Below are 17,321 nucleotides of genomic sequence, written 5' to 3' on the forward strand. Positions count from 1 at the left end.
ATGAGTAAAGAAATAATAAAGATAAAAGACCTTACACGTGAATTTACCATGGGCAATGAAACAGTTCATGCCCTACGTGGAATTTCATTTACCATACACGAGGGTGAGTTTGTAACCATTATGGGATCTAGTGGCTCTGGTAAAAGTACAATGTTGAATATTTTAGGATGTTTAGACCAACCAACATCTGGTTCGTACGAGATAGATGGTGTTGGTATGAAAGATTTGAGCCGTAATCAATTGGCAACCATCCGAAATGAGAAAATAGGGTTCATCTTTCAATCATACAATTTATTGGCAAGAACATCTGCTATAGAAAATGTTGAACTACCGTTACTTTATAATAGTACCGTAGGTAATGATGAGCGTAGAGAACGTGCCGTAAAAGCATTGGAAATGGTCGGTTTAGGCGATAGGTTACATCACACCCCATCTCAGCTATCTGGGGGGCAACAACAGCGTGTTGCCATTGCCCGATCATTGGTAAATAATCCTGTTATGATTTTAGCAGATGAGGCCACCGGTAATTTAGATACAAGAACATCGTATGAAATAATGTCTTTGTTCCAGGATCTGAACAGTCAAGGTATTACCATCACATTTGTTACGCATGAGCCTGATATTGCCACCTTTAGTAACAGAACCATTGTTTTAAAAGATGGGAATATTATTCAAGACTATAAGAATGAAAATATACAGTCTGCAGCAAAAGAATTGGCAAAATTGCCTCAAGAAGACCATTGATTATGAGAATATTAAATCTACTTAAAATAGCATACAAAGCCATAGTTCTCAATAAAATGAGAACCCTGTTGACCATGTTAGGTATAATAATAGGTGTAGCATCGGTAATTGCCATGTTAGCAATAGGGGAAGGTTCAAAAGAGAGTATAAGAAGTACCATTTCTAGCATGGGGTCTAATATGATCACCATAAGACCTGGTACCGATGATAGGGGTCCGGCGAGAGGTAGCGGTGGTGATGTTCAGACCTTAACGCTAGACAATTATGAGGTTATCAAAGAAAAATCTACGCTATTGAGTTACATTACACCAGTGGTGAATGGCGGCGGACAAGTAATTAGCGGAGCCAACAACTGGCCCAGTACCATTTACGGTGTCAATCCTGAGTATTTAGAGATTAAAGTAGTTGGCCTACAAAGTGGTAGCATGTTTACCGATGCAGAGGTAAAGTCAGCTTCTAAAGTCGTAGTACTTGGTCAAACTGTGGTCGAAAATGTTTTTCCAGATGGTCAAGATCCCGTAGGTCAAATGATACGTTTTGATAATATTCCTTTTAAGGTAATTGGCGTTTTGGAGGAAAAAGGAGAAAATACCTTTGGACAAGATCAAGATGATATTGTAATAGCGCCTTATACGACAGTACAAAAAAGAATTTTGGCCATTAATTATTTGAATCAGATTATGGCTTCTGCCGTTAGTGAAGATGATGCACCTGATGCCGTTATTGAGGTTACCGATATATTACGCTCAGAACACAAGTTGTTAGATAATGAAGAGGATGATTTTTCTGTGCGTTCTATGGAAGAATTAATTTCAACTTTTAGTTCAACCAGTGAAATGCTCACCATACTATTGGTTGCAGTAGCAAGTATATCTTTATTAATCGGTGGTATCGGTATTATGAACATTATGTATGTGTCTGTAAAAGAACGTACCAAGGAAATTGGACTACGTATGGCAGTTGGAGGAAAAGGCTCTGATATTCTATTACAATTCTTGATTGAAGCTATACTGATCAGTATTACGGGCGGACTCTTAGGTGTAATCTTAGGTTTAAGCGCTACCGTTTTCATAGAAAAGTTCTTACATTGGCCTACAAGTGTAGCCATGTATTCCATTTTTGTGTCATTTGCCGTGTGTGCGATTACCGGTATTTTCTTTGGATGGTACCCTGCAAAAAAAGCTGCGGCGTTAGATCCTATTACAGCATTACGCTATGAATAAGTAACTATGTATAAAAACAAAAAAATACTACTAGTACAGCACCTTCTTATTTGGTTGGTGCTGTTCAGCATGCCCTTCGTTCTATCATACGGACAAGAATTGGATACCAATAGATTGGTAGCCCATTTCTTGATTCCTATGCTATTCTATGCAGTGATATTTTATTTAAATTTTTTTGTACTCATAGACAGGTTTCTTTTCTCTAAGAAAACACTGATTTTTGCCATCGTCAATTTAGTCTTAATCGGTTTCTTTATTTTATTGAAAGAGTTTATTGAAGATAATTATTTTAGCGAACTAATTAATAATAGACCCCCAAATGCAAATAGGGAAGGACCACCGTTTAAATTGTTCATATATGTGCAAATGTTATCCTATGCGGCTCCTGTATTACTGTCCATAGCTATTAAATCGACTAAAAAATGGGTGAAGACAGAAGCAGAACGAAAAGAAGCTGATAATTTTAAGTTACAAACAGAATTACAACATCTAAGATATCAACTTCAACCACATTTCTTTTTCAACTCTTTAAATAACATATATTCATTAGTTGATATTTCACCGGATAAGGCTAAATCTACCATACATAGTTTAGGTAAACTAATGCGGTATTTACTTTATGAAACAAATACAGAATTAGTGACACTTTCAAAGGAAATTGAATTCATGAGAAAGTATATCGAATTGATGAAGTTGCGCCTAACGGATAAAACCACGGTAGAGTCTAGTTTTCCACTAAGTGAGCCGCAAATTAAAATTGCCCCTTTGCTGTTTATTTCATTAATTGAAAATGCTTTTAAACATGGTGTTTCTGCCAATAAAGAAAGTGTAATTTCCATTGATATGGTTACCCAAGATAATAGTGTAATATTTCAAATAGAAAATTATAACTTTCCTAAAGAGCATACAGATAAAAGCGGTTCTGGTATTGGGCTACCTAACTTAGAAAAGAGATTACAATTACTATACCCCAATAAACACCAGTTCACACAAGAAACCAAAGATGGTATTTATTCGGTTTACCTGAAAATTATAACCTAGTATGGAAGCAGTTCAGATTACTTGTATAATTGTAGACGATGAACCTATGGCGGTGAATCTAGTAAAAAGTTATGTGGAGAAAACTCCGTATTTAAAACTTAAAAAGAAATGTAATAGCGCAATCGAAGCTATGCAGTTTTTAAATACAGAACAGGTTGACCTTCTTTTTCTTGATATTCAGATGCCAGATTTAACAGGAATTGAGTTTTCTAAAATGCTACCGAAAAATTCTAAGGTCATCTTCACTACTGCTTTTGATCAATATGCGATAGAAGGCTTTAAAGTAGAGGCTTTAGATTATCTACTTAAACCTTTTGATTATGCTGAATTCTTAACGGCTTCTAATAAAGCTTTAGAGTGGTTTTCATTAGTGAGAGGAAATAAAACCGCTCAAAGTCAAGAAATACCTCAAGAAAAGGAGTTTCTTTTCGTAAAATCCGAATACAAACAATTACGCATTAAATTGGCAGATGTACTCTATTTTGAGGGTTTAAAAGATTATATTAAAATTTGGTTGAAAGACAACCCGAAGCCAATTCTAACATTAATGAGTCTAAAAAGCCTAGAGGAAGATTTACCTTCTTCGCAGTTTATGCGCGTACATAGATCTTTTATAGTTGCCCTAAAATATGTTGAAGTGATTGAACGTAGCCAGATTATCATCAACAAACAACGTATTACGGTCTCTGAACAGTACAAGGCCCAATTTCTAGAATACATTAATGACAACTCTTTGAATTCTTAAAAGCCCGAAGGTAATTTTATACCATCACCTTTTAATTTTCTGTACATTTAGGACTGACATCACAAACTTGTCCTATTTATGAAAAGACTTATTAGTACTCCGGCAATAGTTGCTATACTGTTCTTTACTTCTTATTCCTGTGGAAATAAAAAAGCAAGAAAAAATACTGCGCAAACTACGGAGCAGGCAGCAGTTAGTACCGAGCCTAAATGGACTTCCATCTTTAACGGGAAAGATTTAACCGGATGGACCATAAAAATTCCGGGACATGAGTTAGGTGAAAATTTTGGAAATACCTTACGGGTTGAGGATAGTATTTTAAAAATACGATATGATGCATACGGATCGGAATTTAAAGACCGATTCGGCACCGTTTATTTTGATAAATATTTAACTAATTACCGGCTAAAAGTTGTTTACAGATTTGTTGGCGAAACGGCACCTGGGGCACCTACTTGGGGTTATCGTGATAGTGGCATCCAATTCCACGGACAACCACCGGTTACGCAAAAAATAGATCAAGCTTTTCCGGTATGTTTAGAATACAATTTTCATGGTGGTAATGGAACGGACGAGCGCCCTTTAGGTGCTGCCTGTACGAACGGTATGTTCATTGAATATAATGGTGAAAAGAATACAACCACGTGTATTGCCGCTGATATTGCAAGAACATTTCATGGCGACCAATGGGTTACTGCCGAAATTGAAATTAAAAACGGGGTTATTACACATTTTGTAAACGGGGAAAAAATTCTAACCTATTCAAATCCCACATACAACCCAGCAAACGAAATGGCAAAAAAACTAATGGATGGCGATGATACCAAGGTAAAAGGTGGCTATGTTTCCTTACAGTCCAATAGCCACCCAATAGATTTTAAAAGTATTGAACTAATTGAATTTTAGTTCCAACAATTATCGGTTCAATTTATAACATCACTTTATCTCCTGTTTTTGCCGCTAAGAATATGGCATCGATAATTTTCATGTCCTTAACACCTTCTTCGCCATCAACGGAAACAATGGGTTGAACTCCTTCAAATATTAAAGCTGCCATACCATCCATTTGTAAAGTTTGATGGGTTACATGGGGCTGGGTCAGTTTTCCTTTATGTGTTCTGCCTTCAATGGGTCCATATCCTGTTGAAGGTTGCATTTCAACAAAACCTTTAGAACCAGTCATAAAAAATCGATCTAAATTACTCATATTATAGGTGGATAAACAATTTGCAACGGCACCACTAGGAAAACCCATTTGAAATTGTATGGTTTCATCAATACCTTCTTTAAACTTCTCAGGATTGGTTTTCGTTTCTTGAGCGGTAACCCAAACAGGTTCTTCACCCAACATATAACGTGCACCATTAATTGAATAGATACCAATATCCATCATTGCACCGCCACCTGAAAGTTCTTTGTTTAAGCGCCATTGTGTTGGGTCGCCAATAGTGAAACCAGATTGACCTTGAAAAAATTTTGTTTCACCAAAAGCACCGTCTTTTCGCATCTGTATTACTGCAACCGTTTTGGGTTCAAAATGCATTCGATACCCTATCAGTAATTTTACATTTGCAGCTTTACAGGCATCTACCATGGCTTGACCTTCTTCTGCATTAACGCCCATTGGTTTTTCACAGATAACATGTTTACCCGCTTTGGCGACTCGTATAGACTGATCTTTATGCAATCCGTTGGGTGTAATTACATAAACGGCATCAATATCCGGATTGTCCTTAATAGCATCAAAATTCTCGTAGTTGTAGCAGTTTTTATCTGGTATATTATATTTTGATTGCCATTTTTTAATCTTAGAAGGTGTTCCGCTGATGACACCAACCAGTTTTGCCCTTTTACAATCTTCCATTGCCTTGGCAACACGGGTACCATAGCTACCCAATCCCATTATGGCAACTTTTAAAATGGGTCCGTCGTATGGATCTGTGGAATTTGCGAACAATTGAGCGGGACTATGCAATAACGGTAGACCTACCGCGGTTATGGATAGCTTTTCTATAAAATTTCTTCTTGAACTCATGAGTAAATTGTTGTTTTATGATTTATAAGTACTTAAATATAATGAAACTACATCTTTTAAAATTACAATTGACAATGGATTCTTGATATGTAAAGAATATCTCTTTTTTGAGACAAAGATGTGTTGTATGTCATCAATTAAGAAGGGAGACATCCAGTAAATTGCATGTTAAAATTATTTCGATGAGCAGAGGATTTGTAAAAGAAGAGGATCAGGAAGAAATACCAATGGTACCACCAAGGGCAGACTTGCCATTAGGCGCCACCAACTATGTAACCGAAACAGGTTTACATAAATTAGTAAGTGAGAAGGACAGACTGATAAAGGATAAAGAATTGTCCCATCAAGATAATGAAAAAGAACAACGCATTGCCATCAATTTAATAAATGCGAAATTACAACTATTGAATGAGCGTATTTCTTCGGCAAAAGTTGTAAACCTAAAAGACCAACCGCTAAACGAAGTTCGGTTTGGCGCTATAGTCTCTTTATTAATTGGTGATGCCAAAACACCTAAAGAGTTTCAAATTGTAGGGGTAGATGAGGCTAATATTGCAGATGATAAAATTTCTTTTCTTTCACCCATTGCAAGAGTGCTAATTGGCAAAAAAGTAAATGAGGTTGCCGTGCTTAAAATTGGAAAAACAGACCGTACATTTAAAATTGTTGCGATAAGTTATACAGCGAAACCATCTATTTACCCTTTGAATATTGACTAAATATTAATAAAACGAAAAACGTAAAAATTAACCTAAGTCGTTCAAAATAAAGACGTAGCTTCGCCGCTTCAAAAATTGGGTCTATGAAACGTATTAGTCAGTACAAGAAGTTATTCGGAATTGAGAAGGAAATTGAATTGAAATCGCTTAAATCCACCTACCGGAATTTGGTAAAAGAATGGCATCCAGATAAATTTCAAGAAGGAGACCCTAAACGTGAGGAGGCGGAAGTAAATAGCCGTGCTATCATTGATGGCTATCATTTTTTAGTGAGTATTGCTCCTGAAACTATTGCGGCCAATCTAGACGCCTATAATGAAACCATTAATAATTCTGGTATAGCGGACTATGTACACAAAGGTATGCTCTTGGAAATTACTTTTTTGGATGGTACAACCTATGAATATTTTGGCGTTACCAAAGCGGTTTACATTAAAATGGTCAATTCCAATAAATTGAATCGTTTTGCCAAACGTAGCATCTATCCTAAGTATATCTACAGAAAATCGAAACGTACGCTACAGGAAGCTTAAATTTCACCTATTTATAATAATGCTGGTTTACCGAGGGCTAATTGCTCGCTTTTGAAGGAATTAGCATCTCATTTTACACGACTCTCATGCTTCGTGTGCCTATCTTTGCTTAAAATTATTCTATGTCCAAGTCATTTTCCGCATTAGGAATCAACGAACAATTACTACAGAGTTTAGCAGACCTTAAAATTTCCGTACCCACGGATATTCAGGAGAAGACCATTCCAATTGTATTATCCCAAAAAGATGACGTTGTTGCCTTGGCAAAAACGGGAACAGGAAAAACAGCTGCTTTTGGTTTGCCCTTGTTGCAGTTGGTCAATACGACAAATACGGATGTTCAGGTAGTCATATTATCTCCCACGAGGGAACTAGGTCAGCAGATTTATGAGAACTTGGTTTCTTTTGCATCGCATAGTCCTGAGATTTCCATTGCTTCGGTTTGTGGAGGTATTCCTATAAAACCTCAAATTGAGCGTTTAAAGGAACCTACTCACATTATTGTTGCTACTCCAGGACGATTAATAGATTTGATTCAGCGAAAAGCGGTCACTATTAAAAAATTGAAATATTTGGTTTTGGACGAAGCCGATGAAATGGTAACAGCTCTAAAAGCCGACTTGGACACCTTAGATGCGGAAATGCCAAAATCACGTAGAACGCTTTTGTTTACCGCCACCATGCCCGGTACCGTAAAACAATTGGTACAGAATTATATGTCCAAGCATGTGGTGCACCTAGAAGCGGATATGGCGCAAATGGGCCATAAAGGTATTGACCATAAATATATGGTAGTGGAGCCTATTGAAAAGCTCGAAGTTTTACTTCATTTTCTAAATTCCAAAGAAGGGGAGCGTGGTATTATCTTTTGTAAGACCAAAGCGGCCGTTAATAAGCTGGCAAAGAAATTGGCCATCAATAAATTTTCTTCGGGCTCTATTCATGGTAGTTTAACACAGGGCATCCGTGACCGGATTATGGGACAGTTTAGAGAAGGATATATTGATATTCTTGTGGCAACGGATTTAGCGGCACGTGGTATTGATGTAAAAGAAGTTTCTTATGTGGTAAATTACCATTTGCCAGATACCTATGAAGCGTATGTACACCGTAGTGGACGTACGGCCAGGGCAGGGGCAACCGGACTTTCATTGAGCATTATACAAGAAGAAGAACGCGCCGATATTCCTGAATTTGAAGAGGAATTGGGGTTGGTTTTCAATGAAATGAAAAAGCAAGATGCTGAAAATAGGGAAGAAACCAATCTTGTACTTTGGGCCAAACGTATTTTTAAGACAAAGCCTAACCGTACGGTTTCCGTAGACACCAAAGAGAAGCTAAAAACGGTTTTTCATCATTTGACCAAAGACGAACTAATAGAAAAAGTACTGGCAGACCATATCATGCAAAACACTCCAGCTGCACCTAAAACGGAACAACCACAAAAGAAATAAGCCATGGCCAACGACATTCGTACACAAGAGGATATTTTACGGAAAATGGGCATTGAGGCACTGAACCCTATGCAAGAAGAAGCATTGGAAGTTATTGGCAAAAACGCAAATACCGTGCTACTTTCTCCAACGGGTACAGGTAAAACCTTGGCGTTCTTATTACCGCTTTTAGAAACGCTGGATGCTGAGTGTAGTGAAGTGCAAGGATTGATTCTGGTGCCTTCCCGAGAATTGGCCATTCAGATTGAACAGGTGGTGCGTGAGATGGGTTCTGGTTTTAAGGTGAATGCAGTGTATGGCGGCAGACCTATCTCCAAAGATAAAATAGAATTAAAACATACTCCCGCTATTTTAATCGGTACACCCGGTAGAATTGCGGATCATTTTGGAGGTGACCGTTTTACTAAATCTGATATCAAGACCTTGGTGCTCGATGAATTTGATAAATCGCTGGAAACCGGTTTTGAAGGTGAAATGAGTGAAATCATTAATCAGTTGCCAAATCTTGAAAAGCGGATTCTTACTTCCGCTACTCAAGGGGTTGAAATTCCTAATTTCGTTCGGTTGGATAAGCCAGCTTTTATTGATTATTTGGATACGAAAAGGAAATCTAGATTAGCGATTAGAACCGTAATCTCTCCTGATAAGGATAAGCTACAGACGCTGGTAGATTTATTGTTCCATATTGGGAACCAGCCAGGGATTATTTTTTGTAATTATAAGGATAGCATAGAACGCGTGAGTACTTTTTTAGATAAAAACCGTATCGATCACACCTGTTTTTCTGGGGGAATGGAGCAACGTGATCGTGAGCGTTCATTGATAAAGTTCAGAAATGGCACATGTCAGGTAATGATTGCAACGGATTTAGCGGCCAGGGGAATCGATATTCCAGAAATGAAATATATTATTCATTATGAACTGCCCAGGGCCGTAGAAGAATTTACCCACCGTAATGGGAGGACAGCTCGGGTCAATGCCAAAGGAACGGCATACGTTCTACAATCCAAAACGGAATATGTTCCTGAATTCATCAAAGATGTAGAACCGGTAGACATATCACAAAAAGGGGTGAGGAAACCACCGTATTGGGAAACTTTATTTATATCCGGTGGGAGAAAGGATAAAATTTCAAAGGGTGATATTGCGGGACTCTTCTTTAAGCAAGGTGGTTTAAAAAGAGACCAATTGGGCGTCATTGAACTCAAGCAAGATTGTGCTTTTGTGGCCGTACCGGTGTCCTTGGCGAACCAAATGATACAGAAGCTGAACAACTCTAGATTAAAGAATAAAAAAGTTCGTGTAAGCGTATTATAAAAATTCGTTGTAAATAATTCAATTAAAATGTTGAATGTCAAAAAAATGGAGTCATCTTTGCCCCTCAATTAGCATTATAAATTTTTAATTACATTACAATGAGTAAAGGAACAGTAAAGTTTTTCAACGATACTAAAGGTTTTGGTTTTATCACTGAAGAAGGTGTTGAGAAAGATCATTTTGTACACGTTTCAGGTTTAGTAGACGAAATTCGTGAAGGCGATGAAGTTGAATTTGATCTACAAGAAGGTAAAAAAGGCCTAAACGCAGTAAACGTAACAGTATTATAATTCTATATATACTTTAAGTTTTACAAGAAGCCCATCTATTTAGATGGGCTTTTTTTGTGGAAAATAAATTTTATAACTCATAGGATGGCTTTACGGTTTTATAATCGGTTTCGTCTATACTTTCAACTGGTATATAGATGCATATGCTGTTTTCGTATATAAGCCTTCTAATAATCACTGATTAAGATTAATTTTACGTTTAAATTTTATAAAACACAAAACCATGAAAAAAGTAGTAGCATCATTCGTTCTTGTAGCAACATTAGCAAGCTGTAACAGCGTAAAAAATATGGATACCTCCACCGCTTCACAAGCGGCCTCATTATTAGGGTCATTGAGCTCAAATTCTACGGTTCAACAAGTAGCAAGCTTATTCAGTTTGTTGGATACGAATAATAATGACGCCATTAGCTCCACAGAAGCCATTGGTTCCGTTTCTGAAAATTTTGACACCTTGGATACGGATAACGATTCAAACCTTAACCTTACGGAACTGCAAGGTATACTTGCCTTGTTGAACTAGACCACCGTTTTTAGGAAATAAAAGGCGTGCACTTGGGTGTACGCCTTTTTTGCTGCTCATAACTCTTAAAATAGGGCAATTTTCCATCTATAAAATCTGCAAGTTGGTAGATAAAAAATATTTGCTCGTCTAGTTTTCGATGAAAAGCAGCCTTTTTCATTAAACCAGGCTTGAAAATTGCAGTCCAAGAAGTGATAGTATAAATGAAAGTTTAACCTTTTAAAATTTAGAAATCATGAAAACAAATACTAAAACATACTTTGTGTTACCATTGTTATTAATAGGATTCATTTTTGCGGGTACGGCCCAAACTAGGAAGCGTTCCACAAAAACAACGACTACAACAACACGAACGGTAACGAAAAGTACGCCTAACCGGGTGTCAAGTAAAAAGGTAGTTTATAAAACACCTAGAAAGAAAGTGGTTTCCGTACGAACGGTTCCAAATAAGCGGGTCGTAAAATACCAAGGTCAGGATTATTACTATGCAAATAACAGATATTATACCTCTTCTAGGGGCCGTTATATTCCCATAGCTCCTAAAATCGGATTTAGAATTAGCACTTTGCCAACAGGGCATCACAGAGTTCGTTTCAACAATCATGTGTATTTCAATTTTGGTGGTATTTTTTATTCCGAAGTCGGTAATGAATATGAAGTAGTGGAACCAGAAGTAGGCACTATAGTCTACGAACTGCCAGATGATTATGAAAGAGTAACGATTGACGGTCAAACGTATTACGAGTACGCTAATATTTTATATGAAAAAGTGCAGGTAGATGGTACTAGAGCGTATGAAGTAGTTGGGATTATTGATATGTAATAATTTAGATTTCCACAAGAAGCAAGCGTTTACCATTTTTGGTAAGCGCTTTTTTGTTTGGTATAGGTTTGCTTTCGGATGAAAGTCATTTATTAACCTTCTGTTCAAGATTGAAATAAAACGACAGATTTACATAATGCAAAGCGAATAAAGGTGTAATTTCGCGCGGCATAAAATGTGATCGGGTCGTGGTTTACTACGGATAAAAATAGGCAGCATGAAGAGTGAAGAATTGGATGATAATCAGGAGGTTTCTTTAGACGAGGTAAAACAAGCCATTGCTGTTCTAGAGCGATTGGTAGCGGACACCAATCAGATATTTGAAATTCCTAAAGCGCAACGAACCGCTTTAATAAAGGCTTCCGGACAATTGTCTAGACCAAGCCGGGAAGAATTTTCTCGACGTAAAAAAGATGCTAAAAAAGCGGCAAAACGAAAGCAGGCTGCCAAAGATAAAAGTGCGCGTGCCGAGACGGGAATACGCTACGCACGTGAATCCTCGGTATTCGTAGCTCCAAAATTATTGGGTGCTTCAGACCTGGCTCAAAAGGAAATGGGGGAACTGGAATCTCCTCGTGACTGCTATGTTTGCAAGGCCAAATTTACCAAGCTGCACCATTTTTATGATACCATGTGTACGGAATGTGGCGACCTTAATTATGCCAAACGTTTCCAAACTGCGGATGTAAAAGGCCAAGTGGCCGTTATTACGGGTTCTCGACTTAAAATCGGATATCATATTTCTCTCATGTTATTGCGTGGTGGCGCAACGGTTATTGCTACCACACGTTTTCCTGTGGATTCCGCTTTGCGTTTTTCCCAAGAGGAAGATTTTATGGAATGGGGCCACCGACTTAAAATACACGGACTGGATTTACGGCATATTCCCAGTGTGGAGATTTTTTGTAATTATATAGAGCAGAATTATGAGAAATTGGATATTCTCATCAATAACGCAGCACAAACGGTACGTCGTCCCGCAGGTTTTTATGCGCATCTCATGCCAAATGAGGAAAGGTCTTTTGAGTCCTTGCCTGAGTTTGCCCAAGGGGTTTTAAAGGATCATAGAAGCTGTTTGGAAGAATTGACCACATTGACATCCACAGCATCCTCCAATAAGAATATGCCGGTTTCTTGGCACGGTCCGGAACCTGGTATCGGGTTACGGTCCTCGGCTAAACTATCCCAGATTCCCTATAGTTTTGATGCCAGTCTGGTTACTCAGGAAGTGTTTCCTGAAAGTCAGTTGGATGCCGATTTGCAGCAAGTAGATTTACGTAAAACCAACAGCTGGCGCTTAAAACTCGGTGCCATTGAAACCACCGAAATGGTAGAAGTACAACTCGTAAACTCCGTGGCTCCCTTTGTATTGTGCAACCGACTTTCAGAAGTCATGAAAAAGGAAAATACGGGGCAGAAGCATATCATTAACGTAACGGCCATGGAAGGCAAGTTCCATCGGTTTTTTAAAGAATCACGTCATCCGCATACCAATATGGCAAAAGCGGCCTTGAATATGCTTACGCATACCGCTTCTGGCGATTTGGCGAAATACGGCATATACATGAACGCGGTGGATACCGGCTGGGTAACGGATGAGGACCCTGCAGAACTGGCCAAAAGAAAACAGGAAGTTCACGATTTTCAACCACCGTTAGATATTGTAGATGGTGCCGCAAGGGTAGTGGACCCGCTTTTTGATGGTATCAATACCGGAAAACACTGGTGTGGAAAGTTCCTAAAGGATTACTTCCCTATTTCTTGGTAATAAGCTTACAATTATGCTTTTACAGTTCTAGAGTGCTCCATAAAATGACTCTTTAGACGCTCCAATTGTGGGTGTGGTTTTTCGGCATAAAGTACAAACTGACTCTTCTTTATACTGGCTGCCATTGCAATAAGGCCTGTAGACTCCTTTTTGTTGGAAAGGAATTCTGCATCGTCTACGCTAACGATTTTTAATTCGGAAATACTCACGCCGTTGGTCAAAAATAAGTTATGAAGTGTTTTAGGTGTGGTGATCAAAACATCTACGCCCATGTATATTTCGGACTTCTGAACGTCTATATGCAGTTGTTCGTAACTGGCATAAAGTCGTACCGTACTGTATTTGGTGTATTCGGCAAAAGCATCGTAGAGTTCTAGAACTCTTTCTTTATTTTCTACTAGAACTACGGCTCTTGGCGCATCGCCCACGGCTTCGCATTTTAGCTTCTGTAAAGTAGTCAGGACTAACGCGGTGGTTTTTCCGCTTCCTTTTTTAGCAAAAGCAAAGACATTGATACCACTCTTAATCACCGGAATGCTACTTTTTTGAAATGGCGTTGGCGTTTCTATTTCCAAACGCTCTAAATTTTCTAATAAGTGCGGGTGTAATTTTCTAAATGGCATATGCTGTTTCTACTAAAATTGTGGTTCTAAATCAAACGGATCCTAAAATGCAAAGATAGGAACAACTACTGGGGAAAGTGAAATTTGTGCAGGAACTTATTTTTAGCGTGGTTTTGCGTTAACTTCAATATTATGAATCAACTACTTTTGAAATTTAACGTTTTACATGCAAGATTGTTTCGTTTATTTCGTTTATTATTGTATCATAAAAAACAGTTAGACCAAATGGAAACATATAATAACGTTAATAAAGCCACAAAAGAGGAGCAAAAGATTGCTATTCAATCATATGACGCTCTATCTTCCGTAATCAGGGAATTAAAGTCCAACAACCCGGAAATTGAGATAGATGAAACTCAGGAAAGAATAAAAATTCCATTAAGTGCATTGAAACTTTTAGGAGATATACTAGAAGCAATGAGCAAAGGGAAGCCATTTTCGTTAGTGCCAATAGCTACGGAAGTTACAACTCAAAAAGCTGCTGAAATTTTAGGATGTTCAAGACCTCACTTTGTTAAGCTTTTAGAGAATGGAAAAATAGATTTCACGAAGGTTGGAAAGCATCGAAGAGTAAAATTTGAGGATGTAATGAGGTACAAAAGCAAAATGAAGGAAGCGCAGAAAAGCCACATTATCCAAATTATGAAAGCGGACGAGGAAACTGGATTATATGATACATAGTGTTCGCTTTATCTGTGTCTTAGATACAAATGTTATTTATCCTATTGAGATTAGGGATTTGCTTTTTTGGTTTGCTCATTATGATTTATATACTCCTAAATGGAGTGAACATATTTTTCACGAATGGGCGGATGTAATGAAAAGAAAAGGAGTTTCTGAAGAAGAAATTTTAAAGCGTATGAACAGGGCTAATTTGGCATTTCCAGATGCTTTTGTATCGAACTACTCGGGGTTAATTTCGGGATTGGAATTACCCGACAAAAAAGATTGTCACGTACTTGCTGCAGCTATTAAGACGAATGCTAACATTATAGTAACGAATAATATAAAAGATTTTCCGAAAGAATATTTATCCTCTTTTGGTCTTTCCGCTAAGACCGCGGATGATTTTCTTACGGATATTATTGACTTAAATCCTGAGGAAGCGACAAAAGCATTTAAGGAGATGGTGTTATACCGACGAAATCCTGATTTAGATGAATTTGAAGTTTTAGATATTCTAAGAAATAGGGGTTTGAAAGGTACTGCTGACTTCTTGCACTCACAACTTTGATTAATAATAAAGTTCATTTAAAATCTACGGGTAATCAAACTACCATTCATTTCGTTTTAAGATAAAATCTAGAGAAATTTGTAATTATTTTTTCACTATCAAGTGAAAAATAACTAAAACCATCACAACGAACTATTGAAAAAACCCAATGCCAATTGCAATGTTTTGTCATGGATGTTTTTTCTGTTGACACTGGGGTGGTCAACGGCTATTGCTGGTACTATATCCTTTCCTAAGGTCGTAGATTCATTTAAAAACACATAATGTCCTACGTTTTCATCAAAAAGATACATTTTACTGGTGTTAATTAATTTATGGTACTTTTCGGCATTGGTACCTACAGGTGCTACTGAATCTCCCTTTCCGGCAACTATATAAATTGGAGCTGTAATTTTATGGGTCTGCTCTTTGGAATGAAAGCCGAATCCTATGGCCGGAGCCATTACAAAAAAGGCCTTTATCCTATCATCTTTTACTAGATTACGGTATTGGTTGTATGACGAAACAATAAGGCTATCATTTTCATAATCTATAATTTCATCCGTGTCCGGGAATTCCGCTGGCATTTCCCGTTCTTCGGGTTTTTCATCTGCGGTTATGGTTCTGTCAACATAGCCGCCTGCCAAAGCGATATTGGTGTAACCACCCAAGGAAAAACCAACGCCACCAATTCTACTCGTATCTATTTTTGTCCCGATTTCGGTGTCTTTTAGAACTTCGGTCAGCACATATTGAACATCTATGGCCCTTTCCCACCATTTTACGAATTCCCTGGGTATTTTGTTGAAAGTAGAATTCCCGTAGTGGTCCAGTGAAACGACTACGTAGCCTTCTTTTACCATTTCTGCTATGAACCAAGTCAGTGAAAACCGATTCCCTCCAGTTCCGTGAGAGATAATCAGTAACGGGAATTTTTCATCAGGAATAGTGGCATTCGCAACTGTTTCTATGGTCTTAAAAAGTTCCTTTGGATTCTCTTTTGGCTCTTTATGAATTATAGTATTTAAAGTAGGGAACCATATTTCAGCCGGTAAAGGTCTATCTCTAGATTGATCTACAAAGGTTACTGATTTTTGACCTATGCTATATGTTTTTTCATTTTGTGGACTACAAGAAGTAATTAGAAGTACAATGAAGATAAGTAGTGGTGTATTTCTCATGAGTTGGTCATTCGTTTCGCTTTAAAGACGAAACTAACAGACGTTTGTTACAGTATTTTAAAATTTGACCTTTCTCTACCTTAAGGGTTTGGGTCCTTTTGAAAATACTGTTCAAACTAATCAGCAAATGGGAAATACTAAAGGCTAATAGATTGCCTGTTCATTACAACCTCACTCCGAATACAAAATCAAAAACACCCCGATTAAAATACCGGCCAGCGGTACTAGCTTCTTGCGTTTGTTCTGTTCTTTAAAGATGAGTCCGCCTACCACTACGGCAATGATAATCTGGCTGCGTTTTATGGCGGAAAGCAGCATAATCAACGCATCAGGGTCTTGCAAGGCCTTAAAATAAAAGTAATCGGCTATTTGCAGGAGCATACCCACTAGAGGAATGGACCAGCGCCACTTGAACGCCTTGCGCTTCTCCGCATGTGGAAACCAGGTGATGCTCAGGATTACCAACAGAATAAGAATGGTATAGAAACAAAACCAGAATTGCAGCGTCTGTGGGTTCAACGTAAGGTTCTGGATCAGGAATTTATCGTACAGTCCACTGGAAGCCCCTAAAAAAGTAGCTCCGATAATAGCGAATATCCATTTGTTGCTTTTAAAATGAATACCTTCTTTCTTGCCGATTCTGGAATACAGCAGCACCGAAAATATGATCAGAAAGAATCCTATCCACTGCCAGCCGTTGGGCTTTTCTTGGTAAATGGTAATGGCGCCGATAAAAGTAAAAAACGGACCGGCAGACCGTATGGGCGTCACAATGGTAATGGGCAGATGCTTTAGCGCTTGGTACGCCAATAACCAAGAGGCCGCCATGATAGCGGACTTTATAAATATGTATCCGTGAGTCTTTAAGGGAATATCGGTAACGAACAGTTGCAAGTCAAGCATTTTAGTGGGAAACCAAAGGGAACCCAAATAACAGGGCAGCAACAACAGAAAGCCCGAAGAAATGGTGCCCAAAAGCACCGGAAACACCTCGTTGCCCTGAACGGCATGTTTTTTAAGCAGGTTGTGAAACCCTAAGAATAAAGCGGCAAGAAGCCCAAGATACATCCACATAACGGGCGCGAAGAT

At 38.1% G+C, this 17,321-nt stretch carries 19 protein-coding genes; 15 read left to right on the top strand and 4 right to left on the bottom strand.

Annotated features, from left to right (window positions below; all coding sequences use genetic code 11):
- From P0077_RS18770 to P0077_RS18790, 5 genes are all read left to right on the top strand, one after another.
- A complete protein-coding gene (locus P0077_RS18770) occupies window positions 1-744 on the top strand; it encodes an ABC transporter ATP-binding protein (protein WP_276166730.1) in 744 nt (247 codons plus the stop codon).
- A gap of 2 nt (window positions 745-746) precedes the next feature.
- Complete coding sequence (locus P0077_RS18775; RefSeq protein ID WP_276166731.1) at window positions 747-1,967, top strand: ABC transporter permease; 1,221 nt, start codon at window positions 747-749, stop codon at window positions 1,965-1,967.
- 6 nt (window positions 1,968-1,973) lie between these two features.
- Entirely contained in the window at window positions 1,974-3,008 is a 1,035-nt protein-coding gene (locus P0077_RS18780) for a sensor histidine kinase (RefSeq protein WP_276166732.1), read from the top strand.
- A 1-nt stretch (window position 3,009) separates the two neighbouring features.
- Window positions 3,010-3,753 (top strand): LytR/AlgR family response regulator transcription factor, encoded by a 744-nt coding sequence (locus P0077_RS18785; RefSeq protein ID WP_276166733.1) that lies wholly within the window; start codon window positions 3,010-3,012, stop codon window positions 3,751-3,753.
- A 78-nt stretch (window positions 3,754-3,831) separates the two neighbouring features.
- Window positions 3,832-4,659: a 3-keto-disaccharide hydrolase gene (locus tag P0077_RS18790; protein ID WP_276166734.1), complete on the top strand. Its 828-nt coding sequence runs from the start codon at window positions 3,832-3,834 to the stop codon at window positions 4,657-4,659.
- A 22-nt stretch (window positions 4,660-4,681) separates the two neighbouring features.
- On the opposite strand, the gene P0077_RS18795 is transcribed toward P0077_RS18790, so the two are convergent.
- Window positions 4,682-5,788: a Gfo/Idh/MocA family protein gene (locus P0077_RS18795; RefSeq protein WP_276166735.1), complete on the bottom strand. Its 1,107-nt coding sequence runs from the start codon at window positions 5,786-5,788 to the stop codon at window positions 4,682-4,684.
- Window positions 5,789-5,970: 182 nt separating this feature from the next.
- On the opposite strand from P0077_RS18795, the gene P0077_RS18800 reads away from it, so the two are divergent.
- From P0077_RS18800 to P0077_RS18835, 8 genes are all read left to right on the top strand, one after another.
- A complete protein-coding gene (locus P0077_RS18800; RefSeq protein ID WP_276166736.1) occupies window positions 5,971-6,507 on the top strand; it encodes a GreA/GreB family elongation factor in 537 nt (178 codons plus the stop codon).
- 83 nt (window positions 6,508-6,590) lie between these two features.
- Complete coding sequence (locus P0077_RS18805) at window positions 6,591-7,040, top strand: KTSC domain-containing protein (RefSeq protein ID WP_194530542.1); 450 nt, start codon at window positions 6,591-6,593, stop codon at window positions 7,038-7,040.
- A 122-nt stretch (window positions 7,041-7,162) separates the two neighbouring features.
- Window positions 7,163-8,494 (top strand): DEAD/DEAH box helicase, encoded by a 1,332-nt coding sequence (locus tag P0077_RS18810; protein ID WP_276166737.1) that lies wholly within the window; start codon window positions 7,163-7,165, stop codon window positions 8,492-8,494.
- Window positions 8,495-8,497: 3 nt separating this feature from the next.
- Window positions 8,498-9,811, top strand: coding sequence for a DEAD/DEAH box helicase (locus tag P0077_RS18815; RefSeq protein ID WP_276166738.1), 1,314 nt, complete (start codon window positions 8,498-8,500; stop codon window positions 9,809-9,811).
- A 98-nt stretch (window positions 9,812-9,909) separates the two neighbouring features.
- Window positions 9,910-10,101 carry a cold-shock protein gene (locus tag P0077_RS18820; protein ID WP_194527301.1) on the top strand — a complete coding sequence of 64 codons (192 nt, stop codon included), beginning with the start codon at window positions 9,910-9,912 and terminating at the stop codon, window positions 10,099-10,101.
- A 223-nt stretch (window positions 10,102-10,324) separates the two neighbouring features.
- Complete coding sequence (locus P0077_RS18825) at window positions 10,325-10,624, top strand: EF-hand domain-containing protein (protein ID WP_276166739.1); 300 nt, start codon at window positions 10,325-10,327, stop codon at window positions 10,622-10,624.
- Between the two features lie 235 nt (window positions 10,625-10,859).
- Window positions 10,860-11,447, top strand: coding sequence for a DUF6515 family protein (locus P0077_RS18830; protein ID WP_276166740.1), 588 nt, complete (start codon window positions 10,860-10,862; stop codon window positions 11,445-11,447).
- A gap of 217 nt (window positions 11,448-11,664) precedes the next feature.
- Entirely contained in the window at window positions 11,665-13,215 is a 1,551-nt protein-coding gene (locus P0077_RS18835; RefSeq protein WP_276166741.1) for an SDR family oxidoreductase, read from the top strand.
- A gap of 11 nt (window positions 13,216-13,226) precedes the next feature.
- On the opposite strand, the gene P0077_RS18840 is transcribed toward P0077_RS18835, so the two are convergent.
- A complete protein-coding gene (locus P0077_RS18840; protein WP_276166742.1) occupies window positions 13,227-13,838 on the bottom strand; it encodes a DEAD/DEAH box helicase in 612 nt (203 codons plus the stop codon).
- Between the two features lie 225 nt (window positions 13,839-14,063).
- Between P0077_RS18840 and P0077_RS18845 the strand changes: the two genes are divergently transcribed.
- Both P0077_RS18845 and P0077_RS18850 read left to right on the top strand, forming a co-directional pair.
- Entirely contained in the window at window positions 14,064-14,519 is a 456-nt protein-coding gene (locus P0077_RS18845) for a helix-turn-helix domain-containing protein (protein WP_276166743.1), read from the top strand.
- Entirely contained in the window at window positions 14,509-15,072 is a 564-nt protein-coding gene (locus P0077_RS18850) for a PIN domain-containing protein (protein WP_276166744.1), read from the top strand. The genes P0077_RS18845 and P0077_RS18850 overlap by 11 nt, the downstream gene beginning before the upstream one ends.
- A 122-nt stretch (window positions 15,073-15,194) precedes the next feature.
- On the opposite strand, the gene P0077_RS18855 is transcribed toward P0077_RS18850, so the two are convergent.
- Window positions 15,195-16,232 (bottom strand): alpha/beta hydrolase family protein, encoded by a 1,038-nt coding sequence (locus P0077_RS18855; protein ID WP_276166745.1) that lies wholly within the window; start codon window positions 16,230-16,232, stop codon window positions 15,195-15,197.
- A gap of 171 nt (window positions 16,233-16,403) precedes the next feature.
- On the bottom strand, window positions 16,404-17,306 hold the full coding sequence (locus tag P0077_RS18860; RefSeq protein ID WP_276166746.1) for a DMT family transporter: 903 nt from the start codon (window positions 17,304-17,306) through the stop codon (window positions 16,404-16,406).
- Window positions 17,307-17,321 lie beyond the last annotated feature (15 nt).

This window comes from Zobellia alginiliquefaciens (assembly GCF_029323795.1).
GTDB classification, from domain to species: Bacteria; Bacteroidota; Bacteroidia; order Flavobacteriales; family Flavobacteriaceae; genus Zobellia; species Zobellia alginiliquefaciens.

Excerpts from the sequence above, each read along its gene's own strand:
- P0077_RS18805 (WP_194530542.1), top strand. The coding sequence starts at position 6,591 with ATGAAACGTATTAGTCAGTACAAGAAGTTATTCGGAATTGAGAAGGAA.
- P0077_RS18860 (WP_276166746.1), bottom strand. The coding sequence starts at position 17,306 with ATGTGGATGTATCTTGGGCTTCTTGCCGCTTTATTCTTAGGGTTTCAC.
- P0077_RS18840 (WP_276166742.1), bottom strand. The coding sequence starts at position 13,838 with ATGCCATTTAGAAAATTACACCCGCACTTATTAGAAAATTTAGAGCGT.
- P0077_RS18825 (WP_276166739.1), top strand. The coding sequence starts at position 10,325 with ATGAAAAAAGTAGTAGCATCATTCGTTCTTGTAGCAACATTAGCAAGC.
- P0077_RS18790 (WP_276166734.1), top strand. The coding sequence starts at position 3,832 with ATGAAAAGACTTATTAGTACTCCGGCAATAGTTGCTATACTGTTCTTT.
- P0077_RS18835 (WP_276166741.1), top strand. The coding sequence starts at position 11,665 with ATGAAGAGTGAAGAATTGGATGATAATCAGGAGGTTTCTTTAGACGAG.
- P0077_RS18770 (WP_276166730.1), top strand. The coding sequence starts at position 1 with ATGAGTAAAGAAATAATAAAGATAAAAGACCTTACACGTGAATTTACC.
- P0077_RS18815 (WP_276166738.1), top strand. The coding sequence starts at position 8,498 with ATGGCCAACGACATTCGTACACAAGAGGATATTTTACGGAAAATGGGC.
- P0077_RS18810 (WP_276166737.1), top strand. The coding sequence starts at position 7,163 with ATGTCCAAGTCATTTTCCGCATTAGGAATCAACGAACAATTACTACAG.
- P0077_RS18785 (WP_276166733.1), top strand. The coding sequence starts at position 3,010 with ATGGAAGCAGTTCAGATTACTTGTATAATTGTAGACGATGAACCTATG.
- P0077_RS18775 (WP_276166731.1), top strand. The coding sequence starts at position 747 with ATGAGAATATTAAATCTACTTAAAATAGCATACAAAGCCATAGTTCTC.
- P0077_RS18795 (WP_276166735.1), bottom strand. The coding sequence starts at position 5,788 with ATGAGTTCAAGAAGAAATTTTATAGAAAAGCTATCCATAACCGCGGTA.
- P0077_RS18850 (WP_276166744.1), top strand. The coding sequence starts at position 14,509 with ATGATACATAGTGTTCGCTTTATCTGTGTCTTAGATACAAATGTTATT.
- P0077_RS18855 (WP_276166745.1), bottom strand. The coding sequence starts at position 16,232 with ATGAGAAATACACCACTACTTATCTTCATTGTACTTCTAATTACTTCT.
- P0077_RS18800 (WP_276166736.1), top strand. The coding sequence starts at position 5,971 with ATGAGCAGAGGATTTGTAAAAGAAGAGGATCAGGAAGAAATACCAATG.
- P0077_RS18845 (WP_276166743.1), top strand. The coding sequence starts at position 14,064 with ATGGAAACATATAATAACGTTAATAAAGCCACAAAAGAGGAGCAAAAG.
- P0077_RS18830 (WP_276166740.1), top strand. The coding sequence starts at position 10,860 with ATGAAAACAAATACTAAAACATACTTTGTGTTACCATTGTTATTAATA.
- P0077_RS18820 (WP_194527301.1), top strand. The coding sequence starts at position 9,910 with ATGAGTAAAGGAACAGTAAAGTTTTTCAACGATACTAAAGGTTTTGGT.
- P0077_RS18780 (WP_276166732.1), top strand. The coding sequence starts at position 1,974 with ATGTATAAAAACAAAAAAATACTACTAGTACAGCACCTTCTTATTTGG.